This is a genomic window from Paenibacillus taichungensis (assembly GCF_047302525.1).
Taxonomy (GTDB): domain Bacteria; phylum Bacillota; class Bacilli; order Paenibacillales; family Paenibacillaceae; genus Paenibacillus; species Paenibacillus taichungensis_B.
In genome coordinates this window covers 2,890,216-2,912,688 of record NZ_CP168020.1, presented here as the reverse complement: position 1 = coordinate 2,912,688, position 22,473 = coordinate 2,890,216, and the positions used below count along the sequence as shown (strand labels likewise).

18 protein-coding genes are annotated in these 22,473 nt (G+C 45.3%); 5 read left to right on the top strand and 13 right to left on the bottom strand.

The window, feature by feature from the left end; genetic code table 11:
* Positions 1 to 27 precede the first annotated feature (27 nt).
* From ACDJ58_RS13250 to ACDJ58_RS13225, 6 genes are all read right to left on the bottom strand, one after another.
* Positions 28 to 1,182, bottom strand: coding sequence for an NAD(P)/FAD-dependent oxidoreductase (locus ACDJ58_RS13250; RefSeq protein ID WP_413378591.1), 1,155 nt, complete (start codon positions 1,180 to 1,182; stop codon positions 28 to 30).
* 56 nt (positions 1,183 to 1,238) lie between these two features.
* Positions 1,239 to 1,964: an SAM-dependent methyltransferase gene (locus ACDJ58_RS13245; protein WP_413378589.1), complete on the bottom strand. Its 726-nt coding sequence runs from the start codon at positions 1,962 to 1,964 to the stop codon at positions 1,239 to 1,241.
* 280 nt (positions 1,965 to 2,244) lie between these two features.
* On the bottom strand, positions 2,245 to 3,159 hold the full coding sequence (locus ACDJ58_RS13240) for an aldo/keto reductase (protein ID WP_413378587.1): 915 nt from the start codon (positions 3,157 to 3,159) through the stop codon (positions 2,245 to 2,247).
* Positions 3,160 to 3,722: 563 nt separating this feature from the next.
* Complete coding sequence (locus ACDJ58_RS13235) at positions 3,723 to 4,817, bottom strand: Ger(x)C family spore germination protein (RefSeq protein WP_413378585.1); 1,095 nt, start codon at positions 4,815 to 4,817, stop codon at positions 3,723 to 3,725.
* Positions 4,814 to 5,884, bottom strand: a complete 1,071-nt coding sequence (locus ACDJ58_RS13230) for a GerAB/ArcD/ProY family transporter (protein WP_413378583.1) — start codon at positions 5,882 to 5,884, stop codon at positions 4,814 to 4,816. The genes ACDJ58_RS13235 and ACDJ58_RS13230 overlap by 4 nt, the downstream gene beginning before the upstream one ends.
* Positions 5,877 to 7,223 carry a spore germination protein gene (locus ACDJ58_RS13225; RefSeq protein WP_413378581.1) on the bottom strand — a complete coding sequence of 449 codons (1,347 nt, stop codon included), beginning with the start codon at positions 7,221 to 7,223 and terminating at the stop codon, positions 5,877 to 5,879. Before ACDJ58_RS13225 ends, ACDJ58_RS13230 begins: the two co-directional genes overlap by 8 nt.
* 205 nt (positions 7,224 to 7,428) lie before the next feature.
* On the opposite strand from ACDJ58_RS13225, the gene ACDJ58_RS13220 reads away from it, so the two are divergent.
* Together ACDJ58_RS13220 and ACDJ58_RS13215 are read left to right on the top strand one after the other, a co-directional pair.
* Complete coding sequence (locus tag ACDJ58_RS13220) at positions 7,429 to 7,902, top strand: MarR family transcriptional regulator (RefSeq protein WP_413378578.1); 474 nt, start codon at positions 7,429 to 7,431, stop codon at positions 7,900 to 7,902.
* Positions 7,903 to 8,056: 154 nt separating this feature from the next.
* A complete protein-coding gene (locus ACDJ58_RS13215) occupies positions 8,057 to 9,298 on the top strand; it encodes an MFS transporter (protein ID WP_413378576.1) in 1,242 nt (413 codons plus the stop codon).
* Positions 9,299 to 9,406: 108 nt separating this feature from the next.
* Here the strand turns inward: ACDJ58_RS13215 and ACDJ58_RS13210 are convergent, their stop codons facing one another.
* The 7 genes from ACDJ58_RS13210 to ACDJ58_RS13180 form a co-directional block, all read right to left on the bottom strand.
* Entirely contained in the window at positions 9,407 to 11,446 is a 2,040-nt protein-coding gene (locus tag ACDJ58_RS13210; protein ID WP_413379655.1) for an alpha-L-arabinofuranosidase C-terminal domain-containing protein, read from the bottom strand.
* Between the two features lie 33 nt (positions 11,447 to 11,479).
* Complete coding sequence (locus ACDJ58_RS13205) at positions 11,480 to 12,373, bottom strand: carbohydrate ABC transporter permease (protein WP_413378574.1); 894 nt, start codon at positions 12,371 to 12,373, stop codon at positions 11,480 to 11,482.
* 15 nt (positions 12,374 to 12,388) lie between these two features.
* A complete protein-coding gene (locus tag ACDJ58_RS13200) occupies positions 12,389 to 13,351 on the bottom strand; it encodes an ABC transporter permease (protein ID WP_413378572.1) in 963 nt (320 codons plus the stop codon).
* A gap of 33 nt (positions 13,352 to 13,384) precedes the next feature.
* Positions 13,385 to 14,953: an ABC transporter substrate-binding protein gene (locus ACDJ58_RS13195; protein ID WP_413378570.1), complete on the bottom strand. Its 1,569-nt coding sequence runs from the start codon at positions 14,951 to 14,953 to the stop codon at positions 13,385 to 13,387.
* 158 nt (positions 14,954 to 15,111) lie between these two features.
* Positions 15,112 to 16,803: a response regulator gene (locus ACDJ58_RS13190; RefSeq protein ID WP_413378568.1), complete on the bottom strand. Its 1,692-nt coding sequence runs from the start codon at positions 16,801 to 16,803 to the stop codon at positions 15,112 to 15,114.
* 3 nt (positions 16,804 to 16,806) lie between these two features.
* The gene (locus ACDJ58_RS13185; protein ID WP_413378566.1) at positions 16,807 to 18,606 is read right to left on the bottom strand and encodes a sensor histidine kinase; all 1,800 of its coding nucleotides are present in this window, start codon (positions 18,604 to 18,606) and stop codon (positions 16,807 to 16,809) included.
* A 75-nt stretch (positions 18,607 to 18,681) separates the two neighbouring features.
* Positions 18,682 to 19,536, bottom strand: a complete 855-nt coding sequence (locus ACDJ58_RS13180; RefSeq protein WP_413378564.1) for an AraC family transcriptional regulator — start codon at positions 19,534 to 19,536, stop codon at positions 18,682 to 18,684.
* 123 nt (positions 19,537 to 19,659) lie between these two features.
* On the opposite strand from ACDJ58_RS13180, the gene ACDJ58_RS13175 reads away from it, so the two are divergent.
* From ACDJ58_RS13175 to ACDJ58_RS13165, 3 genes are read left to right on the top strand one after another with little or no spacing between them, the layout of a single operon-like run.
* Positions 19,660 to 21,198, top strand: a complete 1,539-nt coding sequence (locus ACDJ58_RS13175) for a sulfatase (RefSeq protein ID WP_413378562.1) — start codon at positions 19,660 to 19,662, stop codon at positions 21,196 to 21,198.
* Positions 21,191 to 21,844 carry a chromate transporter gene (locus ACDJ58_RS13170; protein WP_413378560.1) on the top strand — a complete coding sequence of 218 codons (654 nt, stop codon included), beginning with the start codon at positions 21,191 to 21,193 and terminating at the stop codon, positions 21,842 to 21,844. The genes ACDJ58_RS13175 and ACDJ58_RS13170 overlap by 8 nt, the downstream gene beginning before the upstream one ends.
* Before the next feature lie 24 nt (positions 21,845 to 21,868).
* Positions 21,869 to 22,399, top strand: coding sequence for a chromate transporter (locus ACDJ58_RS13165; protein ID WP_413378558.1), 531 nt, complete (start codon positions 21,869 to 21,871; stop codon positions 22,397 to 22,399).
* Positions 22,400 to 22,473: the final 74 nt, after the last annotated feature.

Here is a 22,473-nt window from a genome sequence, read left to right as displayed (position 1 = left end):
ATTTTTTGGATGTCACTTTGCTGCCATCTATGATCGATGGACTAGATTGATTTCCGATAACCGTGTTGCCTTCACCAGATAAGTCGCCAGACCAGGGACCATGCGGGCCAAACCAGGATAGAATTTGTTCGTTTTGGCAAAAGCCAGCTTCTGAATTCTTCGTGCACGCCGGAGCAGTCGGGAGAATTCAAGATTGGCTTCTCTCGAATACTCTTGCTGCCACTGCGTAAAGCTGATCTTCCTTTGAAGATACCTGTCAGTCCATTCAGCACACAGCAGTGAGGAACGAAGTGCAATGGACATTCCATCACCACACAGGGGAGGTATCATCAGCATCGCATCACCAATATGAGGATATTGGGACCACGGTTCAGGAACATTGGATAGATGGAGTGGTGCAATTGAGACCTGTGTTCCTGGGACTGGGGTTCCCTCGGCAAGCCTCGCTGCCAATCTTTCGTTGGTTAGGGATGCAGCCTGCAGAATATCCTTCACAGACTTGCCGCTTCCCCGCACCGTATCAAGGGTCAGCAATGCAGCTACATTTGCGATACCATCCTCAATCGGCGAAACACCGACATACCCTCCCTTGCAAAAATACAACTCAACCCGTGGCGGGATGGTGATTCCCCGATAATGCGATTTGACACCAACATATGCTGTTTTATCCCGCATCTTGGCTGGCGAGGTCATCCCGCGCGGCTTCTTCGAGCCATAGGCTCCAATAACGGTTTTTGCTCTATACTGAATCCGCTCATTTCCTTGTTTGGCTTCGACTTCATAGCTATAATCATCTAACTGCTGAATGTTAGTTATCGTTGCCCTCGTAACGATTTCAACGCCTGCGGCTGTAGCCTGCTCGTGTAAAATCCGATCCAGTTCATATCGGCTAATGCCATAGGCCAATCCTGGCAAAGGAGCTTCGATCTCCCCGCCCTGAGGCATAATGATCTTGGCATGATCCAGGGTGCTCGGCTTTATCTCTTGTTCACAAAGCTGGATACCCAGGTAATCGAGCATTTCCGTTGTCTCAGGCGACATAAATTCACCGCATGTTTTGTGACGTGGAAATTCCTGCCGATCCAGCAGCAGTGTCCGATGCCCTTGCCTCGCAAGCTGCAACGCGCAGGTACTGCCCGCAATTCCCGCTCCGATGACTATGACATCCATTGGTTTAGACACGTAAGAACACCCCCTTTCTTTGTCCTTTATGATAACTGCCTATTGATGAAATGATGCTATGATAACGTCCCATGATGGGGTATCACGACGGAATAGCGGAACAACGGCTTCCATTCATAGGTCAGCGTGTCATGGTTCAACTGCTGCTTCAATTCCCGCCAATCCCTTCCCGTGAAGCCTTTTGCAACAGACAGAGGTCCATCATGACGAATATACCGATTGCGAGAGATCATTCGAGTGGTTATCCATACGGCTGCATAGGATATGGGATGCCGATGGATATCGTTAATGACTACACCATATTTGGAGGCACGCAGCATATGCGAGACCATCTCCACGAGTTGCTTTCCTTCAAAATGATGGACAAATTGCGAGCCGGTCACGATGTCTGCTGAGGCATCCGGCAATTCCCTGACATCGGCACGTCGAACCTTGATTCTCGGTTCATTCCGGAAAAGGTTTCTCGCTTCCTCACATGCCTCCTCTGTCAGATCGACCAGAGTAATCTCAAGCTTAACTCCCTTCTGGTCCGCCCAGCGCAATAACTTCTGGTTTACATCACCTGAACCTGCTCCTACATCAAGAAGGGTCAGCGTAGTTGGACTGCCAATCGCTTTCCATAACTTCTCCACACCTGCACGGGTTGGAGCGGGAGCCGCAAATATTTTGTTCAGCCGTCTCAAATGTTTGAGCGCTTCGCTCAATTCTTCTCCCCCTATGGAGAAATCGTCCATCAACTCATCTTCCCTTGCCCGTACGGATAGTGTTCTAAAGAAGGACATGATCCCGCTCCTTTACAGCTATATATTGTGAATGATTTTCTCCAATTAACAATTATCCCCTTAACCAAGCCTTATAATCGTAAGCACTGCGATATGTTATTTTACGAAGACTTCCCCCATCTCAGAATGCTTAATTCCATTACACCCTAAAGCGAATAAATTCGATGCTGCATCGCCAGATAAAAACATAAAGAAGCCGCCAATTAGGCGACTTCTGTTTGTATATGTGATGAACCTGTTACTTTACGTTGGTTCCATCTTCCTTTTCCAATCATTTTGATTATTGATGACCAACAATTCGATGAGGCACATAGGGTTCTTCCAATGATGCTGTTTCTTCGGGTGTCAGCTTAATTGAAAGAGCGGCCACACCATCCTCAAGATGCGATATTTTGGTAGCGCCAATAATGGGAGCTGTGACTGGTTCCTTTTGCAGTAACCAGGCAAGGGCGATTTGTACACGAGGAACCCCATGCTTCTCCGCAATCGCGGCAACCTGATCAATGATCAATCGGTCGGTAACTGCAGTCGCATCATATTTTTGCTTTGCAATCTGATCGGTTTCGGAACGATGTGTTTTTTCCTGAGGGTCCCTTGTCAATCGGCCTCCCGCAAGCGGACTATACGGAATCACACCGATTTTCTCAGCTTTGCAGAGGGGAAGCATCTCTCTCTCTTCTTCGCGGTAGATAAGATTGTAGTGATCCTGCATGGATACAAAGCGGGTCCACCCATTTTGCTCGGCTACATGTAAAGCTTTCAAAAACTGCCATGCGTACATCGCAGAAGCGCCTATGTATCTTACCTTCCCTGCTTTGACCACATCATGTAAGGCTTCCATTGTCTCTTCAATGGGTGTAGTGTAATCCCAACGATGAATCTGATACAAATCCACATAATCTGTTTCCAGCCGCTTCAGGCTTTTATCTATCTCACTCATGATGGCTTTACGGGAAAGTCCGGCACCATTTGGGCCTTGGTGCATACGACCATTGATCTTCGTTGCGAGCACAATTTCATCTCGATTAGCATAGTCACGTAAGGTGCGCCCAATCACTTCCTCGCTGGTTCCGGCTGAATATACATTCGCTGTATCAAAAAAATTGATCCCTAGATCCAGCGCCTTTTTAATAATGGGACGACTGTTCTCTTCATTAATGACCCATTGATGGCCTCCAGGAACTGCTGACAACAAGATCGGAAATGTTCATTATTCGGGAAGCAAGATGATGAATAATGAACATTTCCCTTTTGTGTATGTCACTTAAGGTTGCTTAAAGTTACTTAGCCTACATGCTCCCACCACGTTTCCCACTAAACTGGCTAAACCATATATAAATAACACGATACTCAATGTTTTTCCCGAAATATGAGTGATGGAGCCCAGATACTCTGCGATGTAACTATTCACACTTTCCGTTGACGAAGCCATAAGGATAACAGCAGCGATGGCTAGCCAGGTCTTGCCTCTATTTACGGTACGCCAAATACCATTCCCGTGGTGACCTCCAAGCATTATTTCAGATACCGCTTGGGGAGCTTCTTCCCTGCTTACGGGGGTCGAAGCTACGGTCAAAGCCAATGAACAATAAAAAGGATGTAAAAACCCGGAATAATGCGAGCCACGAGGGCAACAGTGAACGTGCAATGATGGAAATAATATTACATGCAAAAAAATTTTATAAAAAAGTCGCCACCAGGGCGACTTCATAACGGTATAGCATTTTCCTCGCTTATAGCGGAGTAAACAATGCTAAGCTATTTTTTTAACATTTGCCCCTGACTATCATTATCGTTGGCATTTTCTTTAAAATAAATTTCGTTTAGTACGTTGACACGAACGTTGATCTTTTGCTCCAACTTCGGAAACCATTTGGATTTCCATTCCTTTATTTTTTCCTCAGACATCTTTGGACGGAATATCATGCCTATCCCCAGTACATCCGATTTTAAGGAATGAATCTTTCTCACGGTTTCATTGAATTGTCTGCTCAGTTGTTCCTTCATTTCTTTCTCAATCACCACGTTGCCTTTTCCTTCAGGGCTTTCCGTAATCACCACATTGAGAAGAATATCCGTGAGGATGGATGGCCCGTTCTCCGACCACGAGGTCTTGTGTTTGATTTTGGTATCTTGAATAAGAACACTTGTGTTCTGTGCAACTTCAATGGTTCCTCCCGAATATTTCCCTTTAAATAAATTAAACAAAAGCGTTTCTTCCTTATTCAGCGTTCCTACCATGCGGTCATCCCGCATGACGGCCGTGCCTTTAAAGGTGAACAAAGTTCGATCGCCGTTTTTGAGCATTGGGATGGCCATGTCTTCCGTATATGAATTTTGGTTTTGATAGGCTTCCCATATTCGGACGATGGATTGATTGGGCGTCCACCCGGCATCCTGGCTAAAAAAGTCGTAGGAAGAAATTTCAGGCGTTGGCGAGATTTGATGATACATCGTCTTCTCAAAATCACCGTTAATAACCCCTACCAGGCCCTTGATGGAGATATCGTTCGCTCTCACAGCAAAATTGATGATGTTATCTATCCCCTGCTCTGCGACCTGTCTGTCGATTAACAACAACCTCAGATGTACCAATTCGATGCTTTTTTCGGAATCTGTACGAATCAAATCAATGGCTTTACTGATCGATTTCGCCTCTTTGTCAAGAATTTGGGTTTTGCCTGATGCATCGGGTATTTGGAGAATGATCCTGTATTTCTCCGTCTTCCCTTTCCCCACGCCCATGACAACAGGCAGATATTGTTTGTTAATATCCTTTGTATCCCAACATCCCGGAAGTAACATCATCATAGAAAGAGCTACAATCAGAGTCCTTATGGTGCGCATGTTCATGTACTCACCTTCTTTCGCTGCCATTGTGCCGCGAGGAATACAATGATCGGAAAACCGATAACGCTATAAACGCAAAAGAAAGAATTCAGGTACAGGTATGAATTCAAAGCGTTGACATCCGGTATCATGAGACTAATCATGTACAAGGAGAAGCACACTACGGAAAGAATCCATAACCGATTGATTTTCGGCATAAATAGCTGATGCAGCAGGGATACCAGAATCCAGAGTAAAACGGAAACCTTCAAAACACCCAGCGCACTGGAAGCCACCACGTAAAAGCTTGGAAGCCAGTCAAATACAACCCACTCCAGATCAATGGTGTCTGATGCCATAAGCATGGGATATTGCAAATGGATTACCGTTTCCTGTCCGAATACAAGAAGCGGAACGTATACAGATCCCAATGCAAACACAAATATGATACCAACCGCTGCTGCTGCTTTGCCAAAACTAAGCCGTTGCTTGGAGGGAATCATGCCAAGGAATAAAAAACCGGCTGAAATTACCGTACATACATAGAAATCCGAATGGGAGAAAAATGACATTCCACTATCCCAAATCGGAAAAATGTAGCTGATTCTGAAATTCTGGATGCTGATCATCATGGAGAAAAAAATGAATGGCATCAAGAGAATACACAATCCGATGCTAGCCCGGATCATTACGCCCAGTCCCTTCCAAACAGCATAGAAGCAGAGAATGATAAAAAGAGCCGATGTTGCTGCTGGCGGTGTTCTCTGTAATAATACGGCTTTAATTTCGACTGACTGAAAGTACATAAGCAATAGCAGCTCAATATATAGGAAAATCATCATCGGCAGAACGATCAGTCTCGTTACCCATTTGCCCAGTGAATCATTACAGATGTCCACCACTGTTTTCCCTGGAAACTGCGACAACGCTTTTAAGTACAACCATAGAACCAGTAACTCTGCCAAAAAGAGGATCGTTATGGGTTCCCAGTGTCCTTTTGAAGTCGCAGATATGATGCGTTCAGGGAAGATGGCAAAGATCGAAGCGAGGTGAAGCAGAACAAACATGGTAAGAATCTGGGCTTTATTCATCCGGAGCCTTTCCTTTCACACTTAAACTTAAGTAGGGAACGGAGAAAGTATTCAACGAGGCAAAATACAGTATAATCCAAATCATCGCAGCCTCAAGACCCCATATTCCGAAAAAGGAACTGATGAGCATGACAACATATTTGTACATTCGTATGCCCGTCGTGTTCATATAGCCTGCCAATACAAAATTGGCAATTGCCGAGGCAACCAGAATAATAATTAATAGATTGCTGACGAGTTTGGCCTGAACAATGGCTTGTCCCAACAGAATACCGCCAATCATGGTTATGGTGGGTCCGATATTCTTGGGAAGTCGAATGGTGGCTTCGATAATCATCTCCAAAAGCAGCATAACCAGCAGCATTTCGATCAACGAAGGATACGGAACCCCTTCCCTGCTCTTGGCTACCGTGATGGCTAACTGGATTCGCAACAGTTCCGGATTCACCGAATTCAGCACAATATACATACCTGGAAGCGTAACGGCCAAAAGTGCGCCAATTGCCCGTACGGTTCGTAAAAACACTTGAAACAAATACGGGTAGTTAACGTCCAGCGTTGTTGACCATAGATCCGTTATGATGGCTGGAAAAGCAAAGGCAAACGAAAATTGATCAATCAAAATAACCACTTTTCCGTTCATCAGATTCTGTACCATTTCCCCAGGTAGCTCCGAAGAGATATACGTTGGTGTTATTGAGAATTTCGAATGCCCCAGTATACTGAGCAGGTCCCTTACCGTAGTCAATTCCTTGTCCTTATTTTGTTCCAGCTTATCCCGAATAGACGCGATGACCTTAGCTTGGGCAACTCCCTCCAAATACACCATGGCAATTTTCTTGGTAGACCGGGTCCCTGTCTCTCGTCGTTCAATAACCAACTCATCGGAAATCATCTTTTTCCGTAGCAAACCGATGTTTTTATTAATATCTTCTGTAAAAGCATCGTACGCAGATTGAAGGGGATTCTCACTCTCCGGTGCACTGACAGAACGCGAAATGTCAGTATGCTCCGGTTCCATGACAGCTGCCGTCCCTTCTGTGCTGAACAGAACAAGCTTTCCATGCAAAAGATGGCCGCATATCTCGTCCATTGACAAGGCGGCCTCTTCTTCAAATGGCCTGAACATATTTTGAAATGATCCGTTCTTATTTCCACTCGCCGCCTGGTTAACTGCAGACAATGTTGTTGGAAGATCGACAAGAGTCTCCATGTAATACGCTCTGAATTCCTGATCGGCGATAACCACGTTCTTGCTTAAGAAATCCGAGCTCTTTTTGAAATGCTCATAGAGTTGCTTTTCTATATCGTGAAGATCTTGTTCATGGATTCGCTGCAAATTTTACCACCTCTTCTGAAGTAGTATGTCGTTATGAAAAAAGTTTATTCAGAAATCAACCTTGATTTACACTGTAATTTAGAAGCTTTTGACTCTCTTTTTCACGTATAGTTTCATTCCTGAAATAAATTATTTTGATATTTTTGAACTGGAAACCAAAATTTAATATAATATTGTAATGCACCAACGGGTGGGAGGATAGGCCATGAACAAAGAAGAACAGGTCTTACTGGGTTTCAGGGACTTATATAACAAGCTGGTTTGGCTTAATAAAGATAAGATGGAAGAAAGTCTTAAGGGTTATAAGCCCTCTGAAGTACATTGCATCGAATACATTGAAAAAAATGTAGATTCCAATGTGACTAAACTTGCGGATTCCTTTTATATGACTCGCGGTGCGATAAGTAAATTAACGAAGAAGCTCATAGAAAAAGGCCTTATTGAAAGCTACCAGAAATCAGATAACAAGAAAGAAATCTATTTTAGGCTTACGGAACAAGGGAAAGTCATTTATCAAATCCATGAGGACCTGCACAACGAGTTTCAAGAGCGAGATAAAGCCGTATTTGAGCAGGTAACCGACGAGCAATTTGAAAGTATGCTTAACTTCGTGGACAAGTATAATCGACATTTGGATGCAGAAATAAAGAAACTGGGTGTAAATCTGAAGTCGGAATAAATTTGAATAATGAAAGTTAAATTAAATGCAGCTGGGCTCTTTTGAGAACAGCTGCATTTTTATTGTTATTATTTTGTTGACAAGGAAACAAAGCAGTTGTACGCTATTAATGTTTCCAAGGAAATAAAATCACGACATTTGAGGGGAGAATTGAATGTTTAAATTTCGATCACGATCACATCATATACAGAACACAGAACAAACCATAGACAAACACGCTTTACTATTCGGTCTGATCTCTGTGTTTCTTTGTGGAATAGGATTCAGTATCATCGCACCTGTTGTCCCATTCCTGGTACAGCCTTATATAAGCAATCCGGGACAACAAGCTATCGTTGTTACGCTCCTGACCTCTGTTTATGCCTTCTGCGTATTTTTTGCGGCCCCCGTGCTTGGAGCTCTGAGCGACAAATATGGCCGCCGTCCATTGCTCCTGGTATGCCTTTTGGGTTCCGCAATCGGATATTTGGTTTTCGGCATAGGTGGAGCTCTATGGGTACTCTTTGCGGGGCGTATAATTGAGGGTATAACAGGCGGAAGCATAGGCACAATCTTCGCATATTTCGCGGACATCATCCCACCGGAACAGAGAACCAAATACTTTGGATGGGTAAGTGCGGTTGTAGGTGTAGGCACCGTCATTGGACCGACTGTAGGCGGATTACTCGCCAAGATTGATTATTCTGCACCCATGTATTTTGGAGCAATCATAACTTTAGTGAATGTTATATATGGATCCTTTTTTATGCCTGAGAGTCTTGACAAGAAACACAGACTGAAAGAAATTACACTTGTAAGACTTAATCCATTCATACAACTTGCAAACTTGCTTTCCATGAAAAACTTAAACAGACTACTTATCTCAGCCTTTTTACTTTGGATACCCAACGGATCTTTACAGGCCGTCTTTTCACAATTTTCAATGGATACTTTCAATTGGAAGCCTGCAATAATTGGACTTATGTTCTCGATTATGGGTGTCCAAGACATCATCTCACAAAGTTTCATCATGCCCAAGCTTTTGAAAAGACTTAGTGATAAACAGATAGCCATTCTTGGAATGATTTCAGAGATTATAGGCTACAGTCTCATTGCGCTATCTACTTTGTTCTCATTCTATCCCTTATTTATTGCTGGCATGTTCATATTTGGTTTTGGTGATTCGATCTTCGGGCCTTCCTTCAATGGCATGCTCTCCAAGTCTGTCGATTCTAGTGAACAAGGAAGGATTCAAGGGGGTAGCCAATCTATTCAGGCGTTAGCTAGAATGATTGGTCCTATCATTGGAGGTCAAATCTATGTATCATTTGGTCATGCCGCACCCGCTGTGATGGGCATGATCCTTATAGCAGCGGCAATACCTGTTTTGTATAAGCGAACGCAAGTAACTATTTAAACTGCATGCTTTCATCAGGCAAGTATCGGATTCATGGTGGTCGATACACCATCTAGAACAGATAATAGGGATTCAGAACTTAGGTACAAGTTCTGAATCCCTATTTGTCTACACTCCGGGACGTCGCTTCAATTGGTCTGCCTTTCCAAACTCCAGTACATAGATGGATGAAGGATGTAATACGTAACCACGCTGCCAATGCTCGGTCAAAACACTCCGTTCTGTGCACTTGATATGATTGGGTTGAAACACGGAGTTGATGTTATTGTGCGAATCGCTGGTAATCTCATATAAGGTTCCCTCTTCGCTCGCATGGAAAGCTTGTAAATCCAGCTCAATCGGTACTTCCTCCAAGCTTCGGTTCACAACAAACAAGGTGACCCTGCTGCCATCAGCATTCGTTCCGGCCACAACATCCAGATCGGGGAGTGCATCCAGCTCTACAGGCGTTCTTTTGTTAGAAGCTACAGAGAATGTTCCACATTCGGCTTCGACAGGTAGGATATGATGAATATCCCGATTCGCGTAAAGCTTTAATACTTCATAGGTTGGAGTTCCATAGATCGTGAGCGGGTGTCCACTCCATCCAGCCTGCTTGCCCCGATATTGATCGGCATAGAAATCCCCGACACGGATGCATCCCCCGAGCCAACCATTGACCAGATCGGAGAAACTGCCGATGTGCACGCTATCGCTGCAACGAATCATTTCATTCAGATTGGCTGCATTCGCCACGGCGGCTCCAAGGGTGTGTTCGTCTGGCAGTCCTTTTCGCACAGTGTTTGGATAGTACATCGTGTTATATTCGGTGATGGCCAGCTTTACATGCTGATGTTTGATGTCGGAATGGATGACCTCCATTGTCTGGCGTATATAATGCCGGGTCCACTCGGGATAACTAGCCATTGCTTTATATCGATCCTCAGCCGGCGTATCTGGATTCATGCCAAAGGGACCGTAGCCATGATACAAATGTAACGTTAGATAATCGATATGCTCCCCTGCCAGGGCAAGCACGGTTTTATTCCAATCCTGCTCGTAATGTCCACAGGCAAGCAATACAATGGAAGGATCTGCTTCCTTCATCGTTTTTGCAAACTGTACGGTCCGCTCTGCAAATTGTTCCGCAGAGCAAGCACCAACTTGCCATTGCCCCCAAACCTCGTTGCCGATCTCCCAATACTTGACATGATATGGTTCCGGCGATCCATTCTTCGCCCGAAGAGCACCCATTGGGGTATCCACACTTCCATTACAATATTCAATCCATTGGGCGGCCTCTTCAGGTGTACCCGATCCATCGTTCACGCAAATCAGAGGTTCCACTTGCAGTTCGTGGCAAAAACGGATAAATTCATCCGTTCCGAAATACTTGCTGGTCCATCCTCCCCATGCCTCGTTGTACATGACTGGTCTCTCCAGAACCGGCCCGATGCCATGCTCCCAGTGATAGGCGCTAATGTAGTTACCTGCGAGTCTCATCATGCCTGCGTTTAGCGCTCTGGTCATCTCTATCACTTCATGTTTTACTAGGGCAATATGATCAATAGGCAATAAAGACACATGATCAAGCCAGAGCATTCCCGTAGAGACGTGATCGATCCATCTTGGATGCTCCGCCGGAATATACACCCGAACCTCTGCATCGGGACAAGCACGTAAGATCGTCAGCCGTCCTTCATACTCCCGCCAGTTATGGCTGTCCAATTCGACTTTCAACTGACCGAGCACTTCTTCCGTACGTCTATCGACTGCTTCCACCATCAAATACTGGAGTTCGATGGAAGCTCGCGCAACTATACGGACGGTGTAATCCATTGGCCCTTTCAGTGCGGACCTCTGCGCAATCCCGGCGTACGCTTCATCATCACTTAAGATTCGAATACGCTGAGCGCGACCCGAATGTCTGAGGGCCGGGGCTTCCATCGCATATTGAGTATTTCTCCCGTTGGTGTGGGCATGCCAGTTCCCCGATACGGAAGTCCTTGATTCAGCCTCGCTTTCAAAATCCATATCCTTCAATGGAAATGCAAGCATCGCTTCCATATGGTCCCGGATATCTTCCACAAAATGCCCAAACAAATAAGGGTTGACCGTATGCTCACTTGCACGACTACAATCTATACTAATTCTGGCGTTTGATTTCAACATAACTCCTCCATTATTGAGGTTGACATGGATTTAACCTTTAATTGATCCAATCATGACCCCTTTAACAAAATGGCGCTGCACAAAAGGATACATCAACAGTACAGGCAAACTAGAGACGATAATCACCGCATATTTGATGCTCTCCGCGAGCAGGATTTTGTCTTCCAATCCAAGGCTGCCGTCCACGGCATCGGATTGGCTGATCAGCAGAATTTCGCGCAGTACCAACTGAAGCGGATGCAGATTTTCGTTACGAATATAGATGAGCGCGTTAAAAAATGAATTCCAGTGGCCTACGGCATAGAACAGCACCATCACGGCTAGGATCGGCTTGGACAGGGGCAAAATAATGCTCCAGAGCAGCCGCCAATTGGAGCACCCATCCATATGGGCAGCTTCCTGCAGCTCCCATGGAATACTCGACTGGAAATACGTTCTCATCACGATCAGATTGTACGTGGCGATTGCGCCGGGTATAATCAGAGCCCACATCGTATCCACCATGCCCAAATTTTTGATCAATAGATACGTTGGAATTAATCCGCCACTGAAAAACATCGTTAGCGTGATAAACACCATGATTACATTACGTCCAGGAAGGTCAGGTCTGGAAAGGGGGTATGCAGCCAACACGGTCATGATAATGTTAATCACAGTGCCGACGACCGTATAAAATATCGTATTACGGTACCCCAGCCAAATCTTCTCGTTGTGCAAAATATTCGTGTAGGCGTCCAACGTCAGTCCTTTGGGCAGTAACCAGACTTCTCCGTTCAATACTTTCGTGGGATCACTGAACGAAGCACTCACGATAAAAATCAGCGGGTACAGCACAGCGATGATAATGATCGCGGCTATGATGTATATGATTACATCGAAAATCCGTTCATTGGAACTGGCTTGTAATGTCGCCTGCTTGGACATAGGATCTTGCCTCCTTTACCATAAGCTCGTCTCAGACGTTTTGCGCGCAATCCGATTGACCAGTAAAAGTAACAACAGATTAATGATTGAATTAAAAAGCCCGATAGCAGCTGTATAGCTGTATTCTCCCTTGAGAATACCTGTCGTATAGACAAACGTTGAAATGACGTCGCTCGATTCCAGATTGAGATTGTTTTGCATCAGCAAAATTTTCTCAAACCCTACGTTCATGAAATGACCGATATCCAAAATGAGCAAAATGATTACGACAGGAGCGATGCCGGGTAGCGAAATATGCCAAATGCGCCGCAGCCTTGATGCTCCATCCATCTTGGCAGCTTCATACAGATGCGGGTTCACTCCGCTCAAGGCTGCAATATAGATGATGGATTGCCAGCCCATGTTCTGCCATATATTCGAACTGATAAAAATGGTTTTGAACCAACCTGCTTCCTCAAGAAAACGGATCGGTGTACCTCCGAATGCCTCAATCAGCAGATTGACAGGACCCGTATGGGGCGAGAGAAACACATTCAGTATGCCAACGATAACGACCACTGAAATAAAGTGGGGAATATACGTAATATTTTGTAGCCACTTGCTGAAGGTTTTATTGCGAATTTCATTAATAATTAGTGCCAGTAGAATCGGAATCGGAAAGGCAATCAATAAAGAGAACAAGTTAATCGATAATGTATTCCATAGAAGTCTCCAGAAATAATAGGAATCAAAAAATCGTTCGAAGTGCCCAAAGCCTTCCCAGTTGCTGCCCAGAATCCCTTTAGCCGGATTGAAATTCTTGAACGCAATTTGCAGTCCATACAACGGGGCATAGTGGAATACCACATACCAAGTGACTGGCAGAAGCAGCATAAGGTACAGGTCTAATCTTTTGCCCATTTGCCTTAACAGTCCTGAACTCTTTTTCGGATGGCTTCGTGGCATCGTAATCGTTGTTTCGGTTTTGACGCTTTTCATAGGCAACTGCTCCTCATCCATGATGTTTCAGCATTATTTCTGCATCTTGTCAAAGGCATCCTGATACAACTTCTCCAGTTCCTCAACTCTCATCTTTTTGAGCGTGGTCTGGAATTGCTCCCACTTGTCAAAACCGATTGCACCCACAATAAATTTTGTACTCTGTTCTTCGTAATATTTATCAATATCATTTCGCAGAATGTTGACTTCCTGGGCGGTTTGCTCATCAAACATCGGAGCCGCATAGCGGACTTTTGGCATGAACGGATCGAGCTTTTGCTGCGCCTCCTGCACCTGAGGTGGATTGATAAAAGAAGCAACCTGTTCACTGATGAGATGTGGCGCGCCTCCGCCGGCATAAGGTGTAATCTTGGCCTGGTTACTGATTTCCTTCAAGAAGTCCTCTTTATAGTAAGGAATACCATCCTTCATCTCGTAATGCTCGCCTTCTCTTCCGAATCGGAGCAGGGTAGAACCCTCGTCACCGTAGAAATAATCAATCCAACGCATCGTGACTTCCGGATATTTATTGACAGATGTAATTGCAAAGGCTCCAAAATCTCTGGCGATTGGCAGAGCCTGACTCTGCAATCGGTCACCTTGCGGACCTTCCAGTGGGGCGATACCGGTATATTGATCTTTTATCGACAAAAAGTTATTGTTCGTCTGGTCAAAGAAAAAGCCTGTATTGCCCGATCCCTGCTTGGCAAGATATTGCGCTTCCGTGTGTGAAAATATTTCCTGATCCAGAAGCTTTTCCTTATACAGCTTGTTTAAGTACATCAGCATTTCTTTATTCTGGTCACTGCCCATCCAGATACTTACTTTGTTATTTTCAATATTAATGTTATAGCCGAGCTGTGAATCCAATCCGAATGATCCGCTCATCGCGTTAACCACAGCCAATCCAACACGAGCTGTCATCGGAAGTTCATCCTGTTTGCCGTTTCCATTCGGATCACCATCACGGAAGGCAAGCAACACGTTGTAAAGTTCTTCTGTGGTCTCCGGCACTTTCAGATTCAGCTTGTCCAGCCACATCTGATTGATCCATTTCTTATCCGTACGCGCCGCACTTAGCGTAACAATACCCGGAATCGTATAAATGTGGCCCTCTGGTGTAGTAATGCCTGAGCGAATTTCGGGATATTGTTCCATTAATTTCTTCAAATTCGGAGCATATTCATCGATAAGGCCTTCCAGTGGAATCAATTGGCCGGCAGAGCCATAGCGGATGGCTTCAAGCGGAGAAATACCTGAACGGAACAGGGCATCCGGCAGTTCATTCGAAGCAAACAACAGATTTTTTTTCTCCTGAAAACCATCCGTCTGCGCTTCAATGAATTCCACCTTCACATGGCTTAATTTCTCGTAATCCTGGAAAACCGGCATTTCCTTGAAAGGGCCATTTACGGGTGCAATTCGGGTAAACATCTTGAGATTCACCGGTTCGTCCACAATCGGAAACCCGGTCGTATGAACGTCATTCTTCGAAACCTCTGGTGAAGCTTCGTTATTGCTTCCACCGGAATTGCATCCAGCCAGCATCAAACTGGAAGCGATCATCATCATGATCATATTTCTTCCCCAGCGTTTGCGCATAAAGTTGTGCCCCCCACAATTCTTTATCACCAACGTAATTTGTAAGCGTTCACGGTTGGTGTGTGCTCATTATAATTCACCGGGCATGGAAGGTAATTACAATAATATGACCCTTTACTCCACATATTTTACGAGTTTTTAGTTCTGCTCTTATCTGCCTAGTTTCCCAAGTGCAAAGACGGGAGTTTCGTGTCGTTCTTCCTTTTTCCTGGATTGCTCAAATACGCTTGTGGTGTTAAACCTGTTATTTCTTTGAATACTTTAAAAAAATAGTTATGCGTCGTAAATCCCACTTGCATGCTTATTTCTTTGATCGAATATCGGCCACTGTCCAGCAGCTTGCAGCCTGCATCAATCCGAATCTGATTCAGATATTCCGAAAAAGTTCGTTGCGTCTCCTCCTTGAATATTCTGCTTAAGTAGGAGGCATTCAGACCGATTACGTTTGCCGCAAGCTCCAATGTGACATATCCCGGATACCTCTCCAGAATGAAATGGATCGTCTGCGTGACATGGCGAGAATAGGACCCGATTACACGATGTTGATTCAGCAAATGAAACAGGCTGGAGAAGAAGGATTGCAAGCCTTGCTCCAATTCTCTTACATTTTTCATCCGCCCAAGCTCGCTTCTTGATGGCAGATTAGCTACCGCTGGATCTGTGGAAGGCAAGCAGGTCCTCCATGCTTTATCACCCGTTTGCATGAGCTCGCTGACAATCATCTGAACCGTATGTGAATGGATAGGCAAGTGGTCTATCGAAGCAATAATGGAGGAAATCAATTGATGCACGCCTTGCTCGTCAAACCTTTCTATGGATAACAGAAGCTGCTTGTGCTCTTCAATGGTCAGTGAAACTCGCTGACTTTGATCGTTTTCATGTGAATGCTTGTCGGAACATGGAGTTTCAATTTGGAGGGTATGACTTCTGAACGTTTTCACAGACGAAGATCCATCGAGTTCGTATTCCGCTGAGCAGTAACTGGATGCCAGCTGTGACAGACTGGTGCATATAGGTCCTACTGCGGTTACACTTTGCAGATTCAGGAACAGTTCCAATGCATGCTGAATCTTCCGCAGTTGGCCGTCTACCTCACGCTGCATGATGTGCTCGCTTCGTTCCCTGAAAGAAAACACGATAACAAATCGCCCTTCCTCAACGTACACCGCTGTCCGCTCATGGATATCACCCAGGCTCTGCTGCATCATATCGACGACCTGCTGAACCAGACCATTGGTCCTCACGTCACTGTATGACTCTGTCAGCAGCAGGAATGGAACAATCTGTAAAGCTGCTGTTGCATATCTGGACGCATGTGGATACAGATTGTCTTTCTGGGAAAAGTCTTCAAACCCGTACGTTGTTTTCGTCTGTCTTTTGAGCAAATACAGCAAATAATCGCGCATAACCTCGGGACTCACTTTCTCGGCTATGGCGCTCTCGGCGACCTGTTTCTCACGCAACCGATCTTCCTGCTGCAATTCCGATACGGCTTTATTCAAGATGTTGAGCAGTGTTGACTCGTCCAATCGATGCTTGAGCAAATAATCAATGGAGCCATTGTTCAGGCAATCCCGCACATAGTCATAATCGTCATAGCTGCTAAGCATAATCGTCTTAACGCATGGAAAACGTTCATTAATTGCCCGATTGAGCTCTACACCGTTCATTTCAGGCATATCTACATCAATAATGACAATATGCGGTGGCGACTGCTCAATCATCGTTAAAGCGATTAACCCATTATGCGCCTGACCGCATAATTCAAATCCATAGTCAGCCCAGTCCAATAACGTCCATAGATTATGGCGTACTAACGGTTCATCATCGACGAGTAACACCTGAAACATGGCTTATATCACCTCTTGTTTGGTATTGTCCATACTTTTCTCCAGTTTGGGGAGCCGAATTTCAGCTTTAGTGTACAACCCCGGTTCACTGCACAAATAGACACCATACGAGTCGCCGTACGTTCGAACGATTCGTTCGTGTACATTACGTACACCCATTCCACTAAAACGTGATGTTTTTCCGTTTGTACCCGTACCTTTCAGTAAATACTCCCGTTGCTCCTCCGTGATCCCCTTTCCGTTGTCCACCACATCAATATTGAGATTTTTTCCTTCTTCATACACCCGTATCAACACGAATCCTTCCTGTTCGAGCGGTCCGATTCCATGAATAATTGCGTTTTCAACCAGGGGCTGCAGCATTAGCTTCAACACCCGGCAATCCAGCAATACGTCATCCTCAATTTCGGTAATCATACGAATCGGCTTCATATATCTGTACTTCATGATGGAGATGTAGTGCTCAACATATGCCAATTCTTCACGCACCGTAAGAAATTCGCTTGAATTACCGAGGACACTTCGCATGAGCTCAATCAACGATCCCGAGACCGCTTCAATGTTCGGCACTCCGTTCAGCCTGGCCAGATACTTGATCGTATTGAGCGAATTATATAAAAAATGAGGATGGATTTGTGCTTGGAGCGCAGTTAGCTCAGCTTCCCGCTTTTCTTTCTCACTGACGCGGATTCCTTCGAGCAGACCTTTCAATTCTTCCACCATACCGTTAAAGACATGGTACAGCTGTCCTGTCTCATCTTCACTTTTAATCTCATTTTGGGGAAGTGTCAGATTTCCGTCCTTCACCAACATCATCAGTGATTTTAGTTTTCGGATATTCAGGGTAATTCGGGAAGAGACTTGAAGTGAAACGATCAGTACAACGACAAACACGATAATGGACACCTCTGCCAGCAGTTTGCGCAGCTTCACCGATTCGGTCAGAAGAGAATCCATCGGAACCAAAGAAATAGTACTCCACCCAGTATAGTCGGATTGACGGCAAACGACGATATATTCTTTTCCATCAATGTACCGCCTGACCGCTTCACCATCCGTTTTAAATTGCTGATTGATCTCCTTAATTTGCTGGTAAGATGGAGTAAGAGATGAGGTAGCTCGGGTTTCATAGACGAATTGATTTCCCTTGTCCAGTACATAGATCATGCTATCTGTAGTCGGCCTCACGTCGTATGTTTTCTGAATAAACTCATAATTCAGGTCCACCATGACAACTCCAATGGACGCACGGTTATAACGAATCTCGCGACCAATGGTGATTGCATCTGACACTCCTGTCTGCTTGAAATACGCGTGCCTTGATCCATTTTGCAGCATGTAATTCATCATTGGTGTACCCAAGATGGTCCTGTCCAGCCAAGGTCCACCTGAGAAAAACACCTTCCCGTTCAGGCCCACCACAGCTATCCGTGAAATGTAAGCCTTATAATCGATCAGGGACGATAGAAATTCATCCATCCGCTTCTGCTCCTGAAACCACTCATAACTGATTTCCTCATTCGGACTGAGCAAAGTGTCAATAACCGTGTTTTTGTTAGTCACCACGACAGTATTCAGACGGTCGATCTCTTCCAGCATCATGTTCAATGATTCATCTGCCTGCCTTATGCTGTCCGAAACCGACGTAATGGCATTTTGCGTAATCGTCTCACGCATGCTCATATAAACAATGACCGTAATCAAAATAATGGATACTAGCGTAACGGCAATAAAAGCGATAAAAATTTTACCTTGAATGCTGCGTTTCGGTGAAATCCATCTCTGCAATGTAGAGAGCTTCATTGTGGGAGTCTCCTTTTTCAAGATCCAATCGAAAAAAGTACGCGTTCTCCGTACCGGACATCCGTTTGTTCAGGATCAGCTTGAGGTTCTCCGCATCATGATTGGAGGTACTTTGTAATAGATTTTGAATGCTCTGGTAAATGAATATAGATTCGGATAACCCAGCGACAAAGCAATCTCCGTAACGGTAGCATCCGTATCCTTTAGAAGTTGTTTGGCCTTATCCATTCGTATTCTCTGCATGAATTTTAACGGGGGCAGACCAACCTGAGTGGTGAACATGTTGGAGAAGTACGAACGATGTACCCCTGCGAAGTCGGCGACCTGCTGCACGGAAATGCCCTCTGTTGCATGTAATTCCATGTAATCCATGCATTCATGGATCCAGCCCGCCAGTTCTGTAGGCTGTGCGTAGTTGGTGTCTGGAACAAGACTAGCCAACAATCCATATAGCAACCCGTGCAACTCCAGCGATACTGCTGGCTTCCACCGTTCCACACATGCCAATGCATGAATCAGACGTTCCGACGTTTCCTGAACCTGTGGAGATAACATCTGCTTGCCGAACGGACTTTCCGGAGTCAAGCCAGCGAGCTCCAGTAATGGCTTCACTTTAACCCCATCCAATGCCAGCCAGTTCATTTGCAGCGGAGATTCCGAGGGAAGCATGTGATAGTAATAGGTTCTGCCGGGAAACAGACAAAACAGATCATTCTTCTGCAGGTCCACTCGCTTGCCATCAAACTCAAACCTGACCATACCTTCATGCACAAAATGAAGACTGTAACACTCGATACGTTTGGGACCAACCCGGTAATTGGATTTGGCTATACTTCGCCCTGCCCGGACTGGCCAGATGTGTTCCTCTTTATCCAAATAACCTGGCTTATAGTAGATGAATTCTGCATACTCGTATTCATATTCCTGCATCGTAGGGAGTTCCCTCCTTCTCCTATTTTGTTTGATCATAACAAAATGACAATAAAAATATAACACCGGGCTATTTTTATAACTCGTTTTTTTCAATATCATCTTACTAGGAGGCGATTACACTTGTCGAGAACACCTAACATTTTGCTAATTACTAGTGACCAGCAGCACTGGAACACGATCGGAGCTTTTCAGTCTGAAATCTCCACACCCAATCTGGACCGGCTCGCCCGGCAAGGAACAACGTTCGATCGGGCATATTGCCCGAACCCTACCTGCACCCCTAGCCGAGCTTCCATTATTACAGGCATGTACCCCAGTCAGCATGGGGCCTGGACGTTAGGCACAAAACTGCTTGAAGACCGTCATACCGTCGGGGACAGTTTCAAGGAGGCAGGCTACCGCACTGCCCTAGTAGGTAAAGCACATTTTCAGCCTTTGAAATCTACAGAAGCCTACCCGTCGGCAGAAGCATATCCAATCCTACAGGATTTGGAGTACTGGAGACATTTCCACGGGCCGTTTTACGGTTTTGACCACGTTGAGTTAACACGTAATCATACGAATGAAGCGCATGTCGGTCAGCATTACGCGCTATGGCTGGAAGAACAGGGATGTACGAACTGGAGGGATTACTTCCTTCCCCCAACCGGAACGATGGACCCTTCCGTAACCTATACGTGGCCCATTCCTGAGAAATATCACTACAACACCTGGATAGCCGAACGAACCAACTCCCTTTTGGAGCAATACACCCATGCTGATGATCCATTTTTTCTATGGGCCAGTTTTTTCGATCCGCATCCGGAATATCTGGTACCGGAACCTTGGGATTCGATGTATGACCCGGATGATCTGACGATTCCGTCGATAACACCTGGAGAGCATGATCGTAACCCACCACATTTTCAACTGACCCAGGAGGAGAATCCGAATTTTGAGCATCTGGTTGAAACCGGCTTCGGCATTCACGGCTACCGTTCGCATCATTATTATGAATATGGCGACAAATCCCGGTTAACGGCGTATGACAAGAAAAAACTGGTCGGCGTGTATTACGGAATGATCAGCATGATGGATAAATATATTGGCAAAATTCTCGATAAGCTGGATGAGTTGGGCATTGCAGACGATACGATCATCGTTTTCACAACCGATCATGGTCATTTCTTCGGGCAGCATGGTCTTCAGGCCAAGGGTGGATTCCATTACGAGGATCTAATCAAAATCCCATTTATCGTAAGATATCCTGGTCAGGTGCCTGCTGCGAAAAAATCAAATGCCCTACAATCGCTGGTCGATTTGGCTCCGACCTTTTTGTCCCTATGCAACATTCCAATTCCGCACGCCATGACGGGCATGGATCAAAAGAAAGTTTGGCTTGGCGCCAAGGAAGCCGTTCGTAATCACGCTATCTGCGAATTTCGACACGAACCCACGACGATTCATCAAAAAACGTATATCGAACAGCGTTATAAAATCACCGTCTATTACAATCAAACCTATGGTGAACTTTTCGATCTCGAAAAGGATCCTGATGAGCGCTTTAACTTGTGGAACGAACCTGAGTACACCCATCTGAAGGCAGATCTTCTGCTCAAGTATATCTGGGCCGAGCTTGGCAAAGAGTCCATGCCAATGCCTCGAATTCATCATGCCTGATGGAAAGGATGGGGGTAGCATCAAGAACCTGAAAGAACAATTTATGTTACTGACCGAGCTCTTCTGGACTTTCTTTTGCATCGGTCCTTCCACCTTTGGAGGCGGATATGCGATGCTGCCAATTATTGAACGCGAAGTGGTGAACAAGAAAAAATGGATGCAGGAGGACGAGATTGGTGAGCTTATATCGCTTGCCGGCTCGGCTCCCGGAGGAGTTGGCGTCAATGCCGCTGCGATGATCGGACACCGCCAGGCAGGAATTGCGGGTGCTGTGTCTGCCGTCATCGGCGTGACATGTCCCACGTTTCTGATTGTGATCCTGATTAGCGTGTTCGCCATCCTATTTCGTAACCAACCCAAAGTTGAAGCCGCTTTAAAAGGAATGAACGGTGGTATTATTGCACTAATTAGCATGGCAGCTTATCGAACGGCCAGGTATTCCATCTTAGATACAACAACAGCGATAGCTGCCATTGTGACCGTAGCTGTGCTGTTGTTTGCAGGTATCCATCCCCTCTATCTTATTATTTCGGGATTGATATGCGGCATGGCCGTGATTCGGATCAAGAAACAACTGGGTCTTCAAGTGAAAATGGAGAAGAAGTCTGTAACAGGCAGCTACCCGGAACTGGAATATTACATTTAAGAAAGACGAATCGGAGCGATTGAGATGTACTGGGACCTGTTCATGATGTTTATACGTGTAGGCCTCGTTTCATTTGGTGGCGGCTATGCCGTTATTCCGATCATTCAACACGAGGTAACGGAAAAAGGATGGCTGACAAGCGCAGAATTCCAACAAACCGTAGCGCTGGCCGGTATGGCGCCCGGCTCGATTGCAACCAATGCCGCAACCTTGATTGGTTATCGGACGGCAGGTTATATAGGAGCCGCTGTCTCTACTGCAGGTATGATTTTTCCTTCACTCGTCGTAATTGTACTACTCTCTGCCTTATTTTATCGGATTCACGACAATTCATGGGTAAAGTCCTCTTTATATGGCTTGCGCCCCGTAACGACGGGACTCATTATCTATGCTGCCATTCATTTTGGTTATCCAAGTGAAGACGCAGGAATAAGCTGGGTATGGATCGGGACACTGCTTATTAGCGGAGTTTGTTTATTTCTCCTGCTCAAGTACAAGCTTCATCCCCTTCTGATTCTCACTGTTGCTGGAGCAGCAGGCATTATCTTATTTTAAATTCAGTGTGGCGACGACAGGCAGAAGTCAGTGCCTTCAATGGTTTTAAAAGGAGCAGCGATCACAGCATTAGC

Excerpts from the sequence above, each read along its gene's own strand:
- ACDJ58_RS13205 (WP_413378574.1), bottom strand. The coding sequence starts at position 12,373 with ATGTCCAAGCAGGCGACATTACAAGCCAGTTCCAATGAACGGATTTTC.
- ACDJ58_RS13230 (WP_413378583.1), bottom strand. The coding sequence starts at position 5,884 with ATGAATAAAGCCCAGATTCTTACCATGTTTGTTCTGCTTCACCTCGCT.
- ACDJ58_RS13185 (WP_413378566.1), bottom strand. The coding sequence starts at position 18,606 with ATGAAGCTCTCTACATTGCAGAGATGGATTTCACCGAAACGCAGCATT.
- ACDJ58_RS13215 (WP_413378576.1), top strand. The coding sequence starts at position 8,057 with ATGTTTAAATTTCGATCACGATCACATCATATACAGAACACAGAACAA.
- ACDJ58_RS13170 (WP_413378560.1), top strand. The coding sequence starts at position 21,191 with ATGCCTGATGGAAAGGATGGGGGTAGCATCAAGAACCTGAAAGAACAA.
- ACDJ58_RS13235 (WP_413378585.1), bottom strand. The coding sequence starts at position 4,817 with ATGAACATGCGCACCATAAGGACTCTGATTGTAGCTCTTTCTATGATG.
- ACDJ58_RS13200 (WP_413378572.1), bottom strand. The coding sequence starts at position 13,351 with ATGAAAAGCGTCAAAACCGAAACAACGATTACGATGCCACGAAGCCAT.
- ACDJ58_RS13165 (WP_413378558.1), top strand. The coding sequence starts at position 21,869 with ATGTACTGGGACCTGTTCATGATGTTTATACGTGTAGGCCTCGTTTCA.
- ACDJ58_RS13245 (WP_413378589.1), bottom strand. The coding sequence starts at position 1,964 with ATGTCCTTCTTTAGAACACTATCCGTACGGGCAAGGGAAGATGAGTTG.
- ACDJ58_RS13220 (WP_413378578.1), top strand. The coding sequence starts at position 7,429 with ATGAACAAAGAAGAACAGGTCTTACTGGGTTTCAGGGACTTATATAAC.
- ACDJ58_RS13180 (WP_413378564.1), bottom strand. The coding sequence starts at position 19,536 with ATGCAGGAATATGAATACGAGTATGCAGAATTCATCTACTATAAGCCA.
- ACDJ58_RS13195 (WP_413378570.1), bottom strand. The coding sequence starts at position 14,953 with ATGCGCAAACGCTGGGGAAGAAATATGATCATGATGATGATCGCTTCC.
- ACDJ58_RS13190 (WP_413378568.1), bottom strand. The coding sequence starts at position 16,803 with ATGTTTCAGGTGTTACTCGTCGATGATGAACCGTTAGTACGCCATAAT.